At 72.5% G+C, this 14,332-nt stretch carries 10 protein-coding genes; all 10 read right to left on the bottom strand.

The genetic code is table 11. The annotated features are described in order from the left end of the window. From C503_RS0100385 to C503_RS0100340, 10 genes are read right to left on the bottom strand one after another with little or no spacing between them, the layout of a single operon-like run. Positions 1-1,488 (bottom strand): AMP-binding protein, encoded by a 1,488-nt coding sequence (locus C503_RS0100385; protein WP_018680209.1) that lies wholly within the window; start codon positions 1,486-1,488, stop codon positions 1-3. Beyond that, positions 1,485-2,525, bottom strand: coding sequence for an HAD-IIIC family phosphatase (locus C503_RS0100380; protein WP_018680208.1), 1,041 nt, complete (start codon positions 2,523-2,525; stop codon positions 1,485-1,487). Before C503_RS0100380 ends, C503_RS0100385 begins: the two co-directional genes overlap by 4 nt. Continuing rightward, positions 2,522-3,484: a 3-oxoacyl-[acyl-carrier-protein] synthase III C-terminal domain-containing protein gene (locus C503_RS0100375; RefSeq protein ID WP_018680207.1), complete on the bottom strand. Its 963-nt coding sequence runs from the start codon at positions 3,482-3,484 to the stop codon at positions 2,522-2,524. Before C503_RS0100375 ends, C503_RS0100380 begins: the two co-directional genes overlap by 4 nt. Further along, entirely contained in the window at positions 3,481-4,587 is a 1,107-nt protein-coding gene (locus C503_RS0100370) for an acyl-CoA dehydrogenase family protein (RefSeq protein WP_018680206.1), read from the bottom strand. Before C503_RS0100370 ends, C503_RS0100375 begins: the two co-directional genes overlap by 4 nt. Continuing rightward, positions 4,584-4,823 (bottom strand): phosphopantetheine-binding protein, encoded by a 240-nt coding sequence (locus C503_RS0100365; RefSeq protein WP_018680205.1) that lies wholly within the window; start codon positions 4,821-4,823, stop codon positions 4,584-4,586. The genes C503_RS0100370 and C503_RS0100365 overlap by 4 nt, the downstream gene beginning before the upstream one ends. Then, positions 4,820-5,659: a 3-hydroxyacyl-CoA dehydrogenase family protein gene (locus C503_RS0100360; protein ID WP_018680204.1), complete on the bottom strand. Its 840-nt coding sequence runs from the start codon at positions 5,657-5,659 to the stop codon at positions 4,820-4,822. The genes C503_RS0100365 and C503_RS0100360 overlap by 4 nt, the downstream gene beginning before the upstream one ends. After that, positions 5,656-9,009: a thioester reductase domain-containing protein gene (locus C503_RS0100355; protein WP_018680203.1), complete on the bottom strand. Its 3,354-nt coding sequence runs from the start codon at positions 9,007-9,009 to the stop codon at positions 5,656-5,658. The genes C503_RS0100360 and C503_RS0100355 overlap by 4 nt, the downstream gene beginning before the upstream one ends. Positions 9,010-9,015: 6 nt before the next feature. Beyond that, positions 9,016-9,315, bottom strand: a complete 300-nt coding sequence (locus C503_RS37150) for an acyl carrier protein (RefSeq protein ID WP_018680202.1) — start codon at positions 9,313-9,315, stop codon at positions 9,016-9,018. Next, complete coding sequence (locus tag C503_RS0100345) at positions 9,312-12,218, bottom strand: condensation domain-containing protein (protein WP_018680201.1); 2,907 nt, start codon at positions 12,216-12,218, stop codon at positions 9,312-9,314. Before C503_RS0100345 ends, C503_RS37150 begins: the two co-directional genes overlap by 4 nt. Then, a complete protein-coding gene (locus tag C503_RS0100340) occupies positions 12,215-13,969 on the bottom strand; it encodes a non-ribosomal peptide synthetase (RefSeq protein WP_018680200.1) in 1,755 nt (584 codons plus the stop codon). Before C503_RS0100340 ends, C503_RS0100345 begins: the two co-directional genes overlap by 4 nt. Positions 13,970-14,332: the final 363 nt, after the last annotated feature.

Genomic DNA, 14,332 nt, shown 5'->3' with positions numbered 1-14,332 from the left:
TCACGAGGTCACCAGCTCTCGCAGCCGGGCGCGGTCGGCCTTGCCGTTGACGTTGAGCGGGATCTCGGCCAGATGGTGGCAGCGGCGCGGCACCATGTGGATGGGCAGCCGCCCGCGCAGCCAGCGGACCAGGTCGGTGGTCGGCACCGGGTCGCCGGTGAAGAAGGCGATCAGCTCGTTCTCGCCCCGGTCCGCGACGGCAAGCACGATCGCGTCGCGCACGGCGTCGTGGCCGCGCAGGGCGGCCTCGACCTCGCCGAGCTCCATCCGGTAGCCACGGACCTTCACCTGGTTGTCCAGCCTGCCCAGGTGGACCCAGTTGCCGTCCTCCTGCCGCACGCGGTCGCCGGTGCGGTAGTAGTGCTCGGCGGTCAGCTCCGGCTCGTCGGGCAGGAAGCGTCCGGCGTTGTCGGCCGGGTCGAGATAGCCGCCGAACCGCTGGGCGCCGCGCACGCACAGCTCGCCGTCGTCGAGCACGAGCGAGTCCAGGAAGTCGTAGACCGGCCCGATCGGCACCGTGTCGTTGGAGGTGGCGGGCCAGTCGGCGGGGTCGTACGGCAGCGTGTACTCCGAGCAGGCGACGGTCAGCTCGGTCGGCCCGTAGACGTTGGTGATCTCCGCGTCCGGGGCCACCTCGTGCCAGGCGCGCGCCTGCGCGTAGGTGAGCTGTTCGCCGATGAACACGCTGTGCCGCAACGAGGTGGGCACGTCGGTCGGCAGGTTGCCCAGGCCCGCGCTCACCGAGACCACCGACGGCACCGAGAACCAGTGCGTGATGCCCCGCTCGGCGAGGTACCGCACCGGCTCCAACAGCTCCACCCGGCCCGGCACGACCAGCGTCGCCCCGGCGCCCCAGGTGACGAACAGGTCGAACACCGACGGGTCGAAGGTCAGGTCGAAGGTGTGCGACATCCGGTGGCCGGGCTCGACCTCGAACCGGCGGATGTTGTGCGCGATGTAGGGCGCCAGGTTCGCGTGCGTGATCGGCACGCCCTTGGGACGGCCGGTCGAGCCCGAGGTGAACAGCACGTACGCGACGTCGTCCAGCTCCGCCGTGTACGGCGGCAGCGGCGCGGTCCCGACGCGGAGCGTGCCGTCCAGGGTGACGTCCGGGCGGGCCAGCGCCATGATCGCGTCGTTGCGGACCTTGGGGTGGGCCGGGTTCAGCGGCGTGACCACCGCGCCCAGCCGCAACGCGGCGAGATAGCCGACATAGGTGGCCAGCTCGCGGGTGGCGGGCAGCGCGACGCGGCCCGGGGCGGCGCCGTGCTCCTGCACGAGCGCCGAGGCCAGGGCGTCCGAGAGCTCCCGCAGCTCCCGGTAGGTCACCCGGGAGTCGTCCACCTCCAGCGCCACGGCGTCCGGTAGGCGGTCGCACGACCGGGAGAACCACTCGTACAGCGTGTTCCGCACGGCCAAGGGGCTCTCGTCGAGGGGAGCGACGGTCAGCGCCGGGAGGCCGGGGGCGGCGGGGATCTCGGTGGTCATCCCAGGCTCACCGCGTCCAGCCGCATCGTGGTCGGCGCATCGTGCCGTTCGGGCACCAGGTGCAGGTGCTGGACGTCGGCGGTGCTCACCGAGGCGATGCAGGCGCAGTCCTGCGAGCCGAACCCGGCGAACCGGTAGGCCAGCTCCATCATCCGGTTGCGGTCGGTCTTGCGGAAGTCCGCGACCAGGTGCACGCCCGCGGCGGCGGCCTGGTCGGCCAGCCAGTGCAGCAGCACCGTGCCCGCGCCGAACGCGACCACGCGGCAGGAAGTGGCCAGCAGCTTCAGGTTCCACACGTCCGCGTGCTTCTCCAGCAGCAGCACGCCGACCGCGCCGTGTGTGCCGAACCGGTCGTCCAGGCTGACGACCAGGACCTCGTGGGTGGAGTCGGTGAGCAGGCCGCGCAGCGTCTCGTCGGAGTAGTGCACGCCGGTGGCGTTCATCTGGCTGGTCCGCAGGGTCAGCTCCTCGACCCGGGCCAGCTCGTACTCGGTGGCCCGGCCGATGGTCATGACCAGCTCCAGCGACCGGAGGAACTCCTCGTCGGCGCCCGAGTAGGACGCGCGGGCCTCGTCGCGTTTGAATCCCGCCTGGTACATCTCGCGGCGCCGCGCCGAGTCGGCGGTGACGGTGGTGGGCGTGAAGTCCGGCAGCCCGAGCAGCTCGGTGACCTGGGTGGCGTCGTAGCAGCGCACCTCGGGCAGGTGGTAGGCCACCTCGGCCCGCTCGGTCGGCTGGTCGTCGATGAAGGCGATCGTGCCGGGCGCGAAGTTGAGCTGGTCGGCGATGGCGCGCACGGACTCGGACTTCGGGCCCCAGCCGATGTGCGGGAGCACGAAGTACTCGGCCACGCCCAGCTTCTCCAGCCACTCCCAGGCGTGGTCGTGGTCGTTGCGGCTGGCCACCGACTGCAGGATGCCCCTGGCGTCGAGCCCGACGATCACCGCGCGGATCTCCGCGGACAGCGTCGGCTCGCCACCCTCCAGCAGGGTGACCGGCCACAGCGTGTTGTCGAGGTCCCAGACCAGGCACTTCACAGTTCCCACAGGGTCACCGCCCAGGCCGCGACCGGACTGTTGTTCAGCACCAACACGAGATCTCCCTTGGCAAGCCCGCCGGTGGCGAGCAGGCGGTCGAGGTTGAGCACCACGTCCATCGCGCCCAGGTGGCCATAGCGGCTCAGGTTCTCCCCGCACACGGGGTGGATGGGCAGGTCGAGCAGGGACGAGTAGAAGTCGTACGCGCTCGCGGTCACGTTCTGCATCAGCGTGGCGGCGACGTCCGAGCGCTCGACGCCCGCGTCCGCGAGCACCTGCTTGACCAGCTTGCCCAGCCGCATCCGGCTGTGCAGGGCCAGTTCGAAGCGGTAGCGGTCGGGCGAGGCGCACTCCTCACGCCACTCGTACCAGGGCGTCTGCTTGTAGTCGACGCCGAACAGGTCGTGGAAGGTGCCGTCCGTGGCCATCCGGTGCGCGCGCAGCACCGGCCGCCCGCCGCGCACCAGGGTCATCGCGCAGGCGCCGTCGCCGATGACGGTGACCGGGAAGCGCACCCGGTCGGCGCCGGTCGGCCTGCTGGCGTGGGTGATCAGCACGGACTGCTTGGCCGGGTCGGCCAGCAGCAGGTCGCGGCCGAGGGCCCAGGCGGCGCTGGAACCGGTGCAGCCCAGGCCGTCCACGGTGAACGCGAAGGTGTTCGTCAGCTTGGTGTCGGCCTGCACGCGGCAGACGTCGGAACCGAGCAGCACGTCCGGCGCGCGGGAGCCGACCATCAGGAGCAGGTCGGGTTGGGCGGGTTCGCGGTCGAGCAGTTCCAGGCAGGCCCGGGAGGCCAGCTCGCCGGAGGCGAGGCCGTCGAACTCCGAGATGGTCTCGATCCCGCAGGAACGGGCGAACTCGACCTCCTCGTGTCCGAGCGCCTCGATCTCCGGCAGCTCGGCGACCGGGACGAGGGTGTCCGGGAGTACACAGTGGATGGATCCGATGCCGATACTCATGCCGCACCCGCCAGCAGGACCCGGCAGATCTCGCTGCTGCCCTCGATGATCTCCATCAGCTTCGCGTCCCGGTAGGCGCGTGCCACCGGATGGCCGTCGCGCGCGCCCGCCGACCCGAGCACCTGCACGGCGCGCGCGGCACCGGCGGCGGCCTGGGTGGCGGCCACGTGCTTGGCCAGCACGACGGCGGTCACCTGGTCCGGCGAGCCGTCGTCCCAGCACCGGGCGGCGTGCTCGCTGACGCGGGTGGCGACCTGTTCGGCGACGTACAGCTCGGCCAGGTGCTCGGCGACGAGCTGGTGTTCTGCCAGCGGCTTGCCGAACTGGGTGCGGGACCGGGCGTGCGCGGCGGCCTCCTGACGGCAGCCACGCAGGATGCCGACGCAGCCCCAGGCTATGGAGAGCCTGCCGTAGGCCAGCGCCGAGGACACGAGCAGGCTCAGTGACGCCCCGGCGGCACCGAGCAGGTGATCGGCGGGCAGCCGGACATCGGTGAACCGCACGGTCGCGTGACCGGCGGCCCGGCACCCCATCGGGTCCGGGACGCGCTCGATCTCCACCCCGGGGGTGTCCGTGGGGACCACGACCGCCGCGGCGCCATCGCCGGAACCGTTGTCGTAGTTGCCGAACACGACGATCAGGTCGGCGTAGGCGGCGACGGTGATCCACACCTTCTCGCCGGACACGACGACATCGTCGCCGTCCCGCCGGATCCGGGTGTCCATGGCGGACAGATCACTGCCCGCCCCGCGCTCGCTGAACGCGACGGCCGCCAGCTCACCACTGGTGAACCTGGGCAGGAACGCGGCGCGTTGCTTGCGGGAGCCGATGCGGGTGATCGTCCACGCGGCCATGCCGTGCGAGGTCGCCACGCTCCGGGTCGACCCGCACAACGTGCCCAGGTGCGCGGTCAGCTCGCCGTTCTCCACACTGGACAGTCCCAACCCACCATCCTCGGCGGACAGTTGGGCGCAGAGCACGCCCGCGGCGCCGAGTTCGCGCAGCAGTGCCACCGGCACGGCGCCCGCGCGGTCCCACTCGTCGCCCAGGTCGCCGATCCGGTCGGTCAGCAGCGCCCGCGCCGCGCCGAGGGCATCGGTCACGGGGTGGCCGCCTGCAGCTCCAGCACCATCTTCTCCATGGCGTTGACGGTGCGGAAGTTCTCCAGGCTCAGGTACTCGCCCTCGACCTCCACGCCGTAGGCCTTCTCCAGGTGCACCACCAGCTCCAGGGCGAACAGCGAGGAGACCACGCCGGAGGCGAACAGGTCCTCGTCCGGCTCCCAGGTCCGCTTGGTGCGACTGGCCAGGAACTCCAGCAGACCGGTGGAGATGTTCACGACTGCCCTCCGTGCTCGTAGAAACCGCGGCCGGTCTTGCGGCCGAAATCGCCATCGCGGACCTTGGCCAGCAGCAGCTCGCACGGCGCGTACCCGGCGTCGCCGGTCCGGTCGCGCAGCACCCGCAGGCTGTCCGCCACGTTGTCCAAGCCGATCAGGTCGGCGGTGGCCAGCGGGCCGGTGCGGTGCCCGAGGCAGCCCTCGAACAGCGCGTCCACCTCCGCCGGGCTCGCCAGGCCCTCCTCGACGATCCGCGCGGCCTCGTTGATGGTCCGCTGCAGGATCCGGTTGATCACGAACCCCGGCCCGTCGCCGACGGTCACGTGGTCGTGGTCGAGGCTGTCGAGCAGCGACCGGGCGGCGTCCATGGCCGCGTCGCCGGTGCGCGGGCCGCGGATCACCTCGACCATGCGGATCAGGTACGGCGGGTTCATGAAGTGCGCGCCCGCCACGTCCTCGGGCCGCACGGTCGACGAGGCCAGCTCGTCGACCGGGATGGCCGAGGTGTTGGTCAGGATCAGCGTGCCCGGCTCGACCAGCGCGGAGACCTCGGCGAGCACCTTGGCCTTCAGCTCGGGCAGCTCGGTGACCGCCTCGATCACCGAGGTCGCGCCCGCCACGTCGGCCAGCGAGGTGGTGCAGGTCAGCTCGCCGGTGGGGCCGCTCCTGGGCATCCTGCCCATCAGCTTGGCGCCGCGCAGCTGGTGGCGCACCGCGTCCTTGGCCGCGGCCAGCTTGTCCGCGTCGATGTCCACCAGCGTCACCGCGAGGCCGTGCCCGACGGCGAGCGTGGCGATGCCCGTGCCCATCACGCCCGCTCCGAGTACCGCGATCATCGCTCACTCCCGAGGTCCGGCAGGGCGTCGCGGACGGCCGCGCTGCGCTCCGCCAAGAAGGTCAGTCCCGCGCGCAGCACCGGTCCGGTCGGTGCCGAGCTCAACTCGCTGTCCCGCAGCCACGGCCGCCAGGCCACCGCCTCCATGCCGTCGGCGCCCATCTGGTGGCCCTCCAGCTCGTAGAGGGCCATGCTGGACAGCACCGCGTTGCCGGTGGCCAGCGCCTCCGCGCCGACCAGGTCCAGCCATTCCTTCGACGGCATCGGCTTGGTGGACAGGTCCAGCGCCTCGAACACCTCGCGCAGGCTGTGGCAGCGTTCGTCCACCAGGTGGTAGGCGCGGCCGACCGCGCGGGCGTCCACCGACAGCTCGGCGATCGCCCGGGACACCGCGTGCACCGGCGCCATCGGCATGGCCCGGTCGTCCAGCGGGTGCGCGCCGACGGCGACACCGCTGGCCAGGATGTGCCAGATCAGGTCGCGGTCGTTGCAGGCGCCGGTGTCCGGGTCGGCCAGGATGAAGCCGGGCCGGAAGATCCGCACCCGCATGCCGTCCGCCTCGGCCCGCTCCAGCAGGCGTTCGCCGACCCACTTGCTGGCGCCGTAGCCGCCCTGCTGCGGGTCCAGCGACTGGGCGCGCTGCTCCAGGATCCGCTCGTCGGCGCCGAGCGCGGGGGCGGTGGCGGCGACGGTGGAGACGAAGGAGAAGTCGCCCACGCCGCCTGCCCGCATCCAGCGCAGCAGCTCGATGATCGGCAGCACGTTGTCATCGCGCAGCACCCGGTAGGGCTCGGTGAACACGACCTTCGCCGCGCAGTGCAGCACATGTCCGACATTCGCCGACACGTCGGCATCGTCGCGGCACACCTGGCCGATGTCGCGCAGGTCGCCGGGCACCGCACGCACCCGCTGGGGGTCCGGGGCGGGCAGGGCGTACTTGGCGGCGGCCTCGCACAGCCGCGCCCAGGCGGTCTCCTGGTCCCGGGCACGGACCACGCAGTGGATCCGGCCCTCGGTGGCCCGCTGCAACTCGTGCAGCAGGAACGCGCCCAGGAAGCCGGTGGCGCCGGTGAGCAGCGTGTCCTTCCCGTCCCTGGTCGGGGCGACCGGGCCGAGGGTGAGCTGCATGTCGGCGTCCATCAGGTCGCCGTCGCCGTCCGCGATCGGGTCGATGTCGGCCGAGCCGCGTTCGGCACCCGCGAGCTTGCCGCGCACGATCTCCGCGACCCGGCGCACGGTGGCCCGGCTGCCGCCCGCGCGGTGCACGTTGACCAGCACACCGTGTCGCTGTTGCAGCTCGAAGGCCATCCGCACGGACAGCAGCGAGGTGCCGCCGAGCGTGCCGAACTCGTCGTCCAGGCCGATGCCCTCGACCCCGAACAGCTCGGACCAGACCGCGGCGACCTCGTTCTCGATGTCATCGCCCACCGGCGCGCCACCCGAGGGTTGCGCAGTGTCCACAGTGGTCGGTGCGGGGGCGAGGTCGGCGTCGGTCTCGGTCATGATCGCGCCGAGTCGGTCCAGCGCCCAGTACCGCCTGCGCTGGAACGGGTACGTGGGCAGCGCGACCCGCCTGCCCGTGGAGACACCGTCCCACCGGACGTCCACACCGTTCAGCCAGGCAGTGGTCAGCGCCTCCCAGACCGCGTCCACTCCCCCACCGACGGTGACCACGACGGTGTTCTTCGGCGGCGCCTCGGGCGCGGTCTCCACGACCAGCGTGCTCCCGGGCAGCGCGGCCAGCAGTTCCGCGGGCGGGTTGTCGGCGACCAGGATCACGCGTCGGGCGGTGCCGCGCATGGTCTTCGTGGCGGGCGGGCGGGGCAGACGCAGCGCGGCGGCGAGCTTGTCCGGCGCGGCGGTGACGACTCGCCGTTCGGCGAAGGAATGCCTGCCCACGCGCAGGGTGTGCGCGATGTCCTCGGCCGAGTGGGTGCCGCGGTCGATCTCGTCGGCCACCCGCTTGGACAGGGCGTCCAGCTCGGCGCGGGTCCGCGCGGACAACACGAGCCGCACGGTCTCGCGCGTCGGCGCGCTGTCGCGGATCGGCTCCGGCGGCCCGGCGAGCACGACGGACACGTTCGTGCCGCCGACGCCCATCGAGTTGACCAGCACGTGCCGTCGCGGGTCGGTGTCGCTGCCCGCGGTGTCCGAGACGAAGAACGGGCTCTCGGTCAGCTCGCCCTCGTCGCGGGCACGGGCGAAGAACGGGTGCGGCGGCAGGCTGCCGGTGTGCGCGATGTGCACGCCCTTGATGAAGCCCGCGATGCCCGCGGCCGGGCCGCAGTGCCCGAGGTTGGTCTTCACCGAGCCGAGCCCGCAGTACCCGGACCGGATCGTGGTGGCCTGGAGACCGCGCTTGAGGCCGAGCAGCTCCACGTGGTCGCCCAGCGGGGTGCCGGACCCGTGTGCCTCGACGTAGCGCAGGTCGTCGGCGGACACGTCGGCCGTGCGCAGCGCCGCCGCGACGACCGCGGCGACACCCGCCGGGCTGGGCGCGGTGTAGCCGGGGCGGTCGGCGCCGTCGTTGCCGACCGCGCTTCCCTTGATGACCGCCAGCACCGGGTCGCCGTCGGCGAGCGCGTCGGAGAGGCGGCGCAAGGCGACCACACCGACACCGGAGCTGAACGACGTACCGGTGGAGCGCGCGTCGAAGGAGCGGCAGAAACCGTCCTCCGACAGCAGTCCGCCGGGCTGATAATGGTAGCCGGCCAACGGTTCCAGCACCGTGGCACCACCGGCGAGCGCGATGCCGCACTCCCCGGACAGCAGGCTCAGCACCGCGTAGTGCACCGCGTACAGGGAGGACGAGCACGCTGTCTGCACGCTCACGGCCGGTCCGCGCAGACCGAGCTTGTAGGCCACCCGGGAGGTCAGGAAGTCGGCCTGGCCGCCCAGGGTCAGGTCGAGGTCGTCGATGGCCGCGGCCAGGCCCTCGCGCCGGGCCTTCGCGGCGAACACCGCCGCGGAGTACGTCCCGGCGGCGCTGCCCGCGAACACGCCGGTGACCGGCCCGTCCGCCAGCGGCGGGTGGCCCGCCGCCTCCAGCGCCTCCCAGCAGACCTCCAGGAAGATCCGCTGCTGCGGGTCGATGGTGTCGACCTCGGCGGGCGGGTAGCCGAAGAACTCGCCCGCGAAGTCGGCGGCGCCGGGCAGGGTGGTGCCCTTGGCCACGAACCCGGGCCGCGCGGCGGCGTCGGCGTCGATGCCGCCCGCGCGCAGCTGGTCCTCGCTCAGGTCCCGGATCGAGACCCGGCCCTCGTCGAGGTTGCGCCAGAACTCCTCCGGCGTCCACGCGTCGGGGAAGCGGCAGCCCACTCCGACGACGGCGATATCAGTCTCTGCGCTCATGCCGCGTTATCCGTCCCGCCGCGCGCGGCCGAGCAGCCCGGAGCGCGAGGCCTGCGGGGCCGCCGCGGCGGCCACCGGTTCGTCGTCGGCGTCCAGGAACTCGCTCTGCGCCAGCACGGTGCTGTGCTGGAACAGGTCGGCTGCCTTCAGGTCGCGCGTGGTGTGCTCGGTCAGCCGCTCCCACAGCAGCAGCAACAGCAGCGAGTTCCCGCCCGCGTCGAAGAAGCTGACATCGAGCGGCACGTCGTCGGTCGTGATGTCGAGCGCCTCGGCCCAGGCCTCGCGCACGTGGTCAAGCGTGGTCAACTCGGTTTCTCCTCACCCGCAGGCGCTTCGGGGTCTGTCACCAGGGCGGTCGTCGCGGCGTCGAACTCGGCCAGCAGGCTTGTGATCGTGGCCTCGTCGAACAGGTCGACCTGGTAGGCGATGGATATGTCCAGGCCAGCCGCGGTCTCGGTGGCGGTCAGCTCCAGCTCGTACTTGACCGCCACCGGGTCGAGCGGGAGCTGCCTGCCGCCCAGCGGCGGGCGCCAGGTGTCGTCGCCCGCGGCGACGTAGACCGGGGTGATCGGCGGACGGCTCAGGTCGCGTTCGGGGTGCAGCGCGGCCACGACCGCGTCGAAGGACACATCCGCCGCCCGGTAGGTGGCGGCGGCGGCCGCGCGCACGCGGTCGAGCAGCTGCCGCCAGGTCGGGTCGCCGCGCAGGTCCACCCGCAGGATCAGGGTGTTGACGAACATGCCGACCGCACAAGCGTCGTCCCGGCCGGACCAGGGGAACGCGAACAGGAAGTCGCGCTGATCGCCGCGCCGGGCCAGGGTGACCGCCAGCACGGCGGCCGCGGCCAGGAACGTGCTCGCGCCGGTCTCCGCGGCGACGGCCCGCAGCGTGGCCGACGTGTCCGGGGACAGAGTGATCGACCTGGTGGTGCCCTCGATCGCCTGCGCGTCGCCGCGCGGATGGTCCCGGGGCAGCCACACGTCCGTCGGGGCGCCACGCAGTGCCGTGACCAGCTCGTCCGCGTCCGCCTCCGGCCGGGACTCGGCCGCTGGCACCGGTTCCGCAAGTGCCCGACCCTCGGTGACCGCGCCGATCTCGTCGAGCAGGACGCGCACGGACGCGCCGTCGACCACCATGTGGTGCGCGCACAGCACGAGCCGCGCGCTGTCCGGCAGCAGCACGATCTCGGCCCGGACGGGTGTCTCGCGGGCGAGGTCGAAGGGCGTCCAGCACAGCTCGGCGATGTGGTCGTCGAGCTTGGGTGCATCCCAGCCGCGCGCGTCGGTGACGGTGGCGCGGGCGGGCTCGGCGTCGGTCGTGTAGACGACGCACCGGAGCTTGCGGTCCAACCGGAACCTGGCCCGCAGCATCGGGTGCCGGGCGAGCACGGTGTCGATCGCCGCGCGCAGCCGGTCGACGCCGACACCCGCGGGGAAGTCCACGATCGTGGGCACCAGGTACGCCGAGCGCAGCTCGGGAATCCTGTCCAGGAACCAGAACCGCTGCTGCGTGGAGGTCGCCGGGCGGGGTTCCGTCGGTTCCGACTGTGTGGTGGTGTGCCCGGTGTCCGGGCCGCGTTCGCCTGCCGCGAGCAGCGCGCCCAGGCGGGCCACGGTCGGCTCGGCGAGGAAGTCGCTGGGCCGCACGGCGATGCCGTGGTGGCGGGCGGCGCGTTCGACCATCGTCATGGCCAGCAGCGAGTGGCCGCCGAGCATGAAGAAGTTCGAGTTCCGGCCCAGGTCCGCCACCCGCGCGCCGATCTCGGCGAGCACCTCGCGGAACAGGCCCGCCGCGCGCTTCTCGTGGCCGGTCAGCTCGTGCGTGTCGGGCTCGGTGTCCGGGATCCCCGGTCGGGCGAGCGGTTCGGGCGACGCGAGCGGGCCGTACGGCAGCGCGAAGTCGGCCAGCGGGGCCTCCGGCGCGGACAGGACGTGGTCGAGCAGCGCGGTGTAGTCCGCGGCCAGTCGTCCGCCCAGTTCGGCGGGGTAGCGGCCCAGGTCGAACTCCAGCGTGCCGAACATGGCGCCGGAACCGTCCGGGGTGTCCTCCAGGACCAGCAGCACGTCCCACTTCGCCGTGCCGGTCGGCAGCACCTCGGGCGCGGACCACCGGGTCGAGCTGGGCGCGGGCATGTTCTGCAGCGCGAACCCGACCTCCACCAGGCCGCGGCCGGGGAGCGCGGCGGCCAGCCGGTCGTAGGGGACGCGCTGGTAGGTCATCGAGCGGAACGCCTCGCCGCGCAGCTGGGCGCAGCGCTGGGCGAAGGTCCTGCCCTTGGCCGCGCAGCGCAGCGGCACGGTGTTGACGAAGAAGCCGACCAGGTCCTCGGTCTCCACCCGGGTGCGGTTGGCGGTGACCGCGCCGACGAGGAACTCCTCCCGGCCGGACCACCGGCTCAGCACCTCGGCGTAGACCGCGAGGAACACCACGAACGGCGTGGCCCGCACCGCCCGCGCCAGCTCGTCGACCGCCGCGCGGGTCTCGGCCGCGATCGGGAACTGGTGCCACGCACCGGTATTCGTGCCGAGCGCGGCGTCCGGGCCGGTGCGGGCGCCGCCGAGACGCAGGCCGCTGGGCACGTCCGCCAGCTCGGCCGCGCGCCCGGCGAGCAGGTCCGGGTCGAACGTCTCCCGGTCCCAGGCGGCGAAGTCGGCGTACTGGATGGACGGTGCGGGCAGGGTCGAGTCGCGGCCCGCGAGCACCGCGTCGTAGGCGGCGTCGAGGTCGGCGACCAGGGTGGGCAGCGACCAGCCGTCCACGGCGATGTGGTGGATGGTGAGCAGGACGGTGTCATCGGCGGAGTCGGCGGAGTCGGCGGAGTCGGCGGAGTCAGTGGAGTCGGTCGACAGTCCACGCCAGACCGCGCAGCGGACCGGGGGCTCGGTGGCGAGGTCGAAGGCCCGCCGCGCCTCGGTAGCCGGGTCGTGATCGACGACCGCCACCCGGATCCGCGGCTCGCCGACCACCTGGACCCGGTCACCGTCCACGACCGCGTACGTCGTCCGGAGCACCTCGTGCCTGGCCATCACGGCCAACAGCGCGAAGCGCAGCGCGTCCACGTCCACAGTGCCGTTCCAGCGGAAGTACAGCGGCACGTTGTACAGCGGGGAGCCGGGCGCGGCGGCGTCGACGAGCCACAGCCGTTCCTGGGCGAAGGAGAGCGGCGCGACGCGGGCACCGCGGGCGCGTAGCGCGGGTTGGTCGGTCATCGCTCGGCCCCCGAGTAGCGCAGCCGCGCGCCGAGCTCGGCGGCCGACTCGGCGACCAGGATTTCCCACGGTTCCACGCCGTCCACCAGCATCGGATTGAGCCTGGACACCACTTGAACGGCGAGTAGCGAATTTCCGCCCAAATCGAGAAAGTTGTCCTGCGGGTCAACCCTTGGTATCCGCAGAACTTCCTGCCAAATACGGCAAAGGTCGTCGACGGCACTATCCTCGACCGGAGGATTTCCGGTCGCCAACTGTGCTATCAGGCGGTTTCGGTCGGCTTTCCCGGTCGGCCCGAGCGGCACCTCGGACAAGACGACCCAACGGCCCGGAATCATGTAGTCGGGCAGCTCGTCGGCGAGCCGCGCGCGCAGCCGAATGGGCAGGTCATCGGCGGTGTCGCCGGCGGTGTCCGCGGTCGGGAGGACGAATCCGACCAGGGTCGCCAGCGCGCCATCGCCGACCTTCTCGACGAACACCGCGTCCACCAGGCCGGTCCCGGCGACCACCTGCTCGACGCCCGCCGGCTCGATGCGGAACCCGCGCAGCTTGACCTGCCGGTCGTTGCGGCCGAGCACCTCGTAGGCCCCGGTCGGCAGCCGTCTGGCCAGGTCACCGGTCCGGTAGACGCGCTCGCCGCCGTCCGGGAGGTCGACGAACCGCTCGGCGGTCAGCTCCGGCCTGGCCAGGTAGCCCAGCGCGACGGCGGGGCCGCCGACGCACAGCTCGCCGGTCTCGCCGTCGAGCACCGGGCGCAGCTCGTCGTCGAGCACGTGCAGCGTGGTGTTCTGCAGGGGGAAGCCGATCGGCGTGCGCCGCACGTCCCGCATGACCTCGGCCGAGCACGCCAACGCGGCGGCGAACGTGGTGGTCTCGGTGGGGCCGTAGCCGTTGACGATGCGACCGGGCGGGTCGGCGTCCAGGACCCGGCGCACCATCTCGGCGTCCAGCTGCTCGCCGCCGACGACCAGGAAGCGCAGGTTCCGGAACGCGGCGGGACGCTCCCGGGCGATGGAGTGGAACAGCGAGGTGGTGAGGAACAGGGTGGTGATCGACAGCGCGGCGAGCGCGGCCACCCACTCGTCGATGGGCAGCCGGACCGGCGAGGGCACCGCGACGACGGCGCCGCCCACGGCCAGCGGCGCCCACACCTCGAAGGTGGTCGCGTCGAACGCCGGGTTCGACAGGCCCGCGACCCGGTCGTCCGGGCCGACCGGGCAGTAGTCCGCGCCGGTGACCAGCCGCACGACCGCGCGGTGCGGGACGATGACGCCCTTCGCGCGGCCGGTGGAACCCGAGGTGTAGGCGACGTAGGCCGGGTCCTCCGGGGTGATCCCCACCTCGGGGGCGGTAGCGGTGCCGACCTCGGTAGGCACGGTGAGCAGGGGAAGGTCCGCGGGCAGGCGGGCGGCCCAGCGGGGTTCGGTGGCGTCCTGGGCCGAGCACACGGCGACGCCGGGAGCGGCCTCGTCGAGCACCGCGGCGAGCCGGTCGTCCGGGGCGCGGTTGTCCAGCGGCAGGTAGGCGGCGCCCGCGCGGAGGATGCCGAGGAAGGCGACGACCAGGTCGATGGACGGGTCCATGCCGACCGCCACCAGGTCGCCGCGGCGGACGCCGTGCGCGGCCAGCCCGGCGGCCAGCGTCCCGGCGAGGTCCCACAGTTCCCGGTAGGTCAGCACGCGGCCGGTCGCGTCGCCAGCGGCGACCGCGCCGGGCCGCAGCGCCACCTGGTCCCGGACGAGCGACAGCACAGTGTGTTCCTCGGAACGCACCGATCTCCCCCTTTTGTCCCAAGCATTAATCAAATGAGCCCGAACCTCGCCGGATGCTTTACGAATAGCCAAGGCCGCCGCGCCCGGGAACCGGCCGGGCATCGGCCCACGAATAGCAAGGATTCGCCGCCATACGAAATTCGAGACCCCGACGGAATTCCGAAAACCACCCCGTGTCGGTGCCCAAGGTAGCGGCGGCGCCAAGCGGTCTCAATACTCCGTTCGGCTCAAACCGATAGTCGACGGTTCAACTTGCGAATGACACACTTTCCACACCGGCCCATGTGTACAGTTCGGGCCATGGCGATCGCGTTTGTCGGCCGGGGACGTGTGGTCACGTCC

It is taken from the genome of Actinokineospora enzanensis DSM 44649 (assembly GCF_000374445.1).
Taxonomy (GTDB): domain Bacteria; phylum Actinomycetota; class Actinomycetes; order Mycobacteriales; family Pseudonocardiaceae; genus Actinokineospora; species Actinokineospora enzanensis.
Note: the sequence above shows the minus strand (reverse complement) of the source record. Positions and strands in the feature narration are given on the sequence as shown.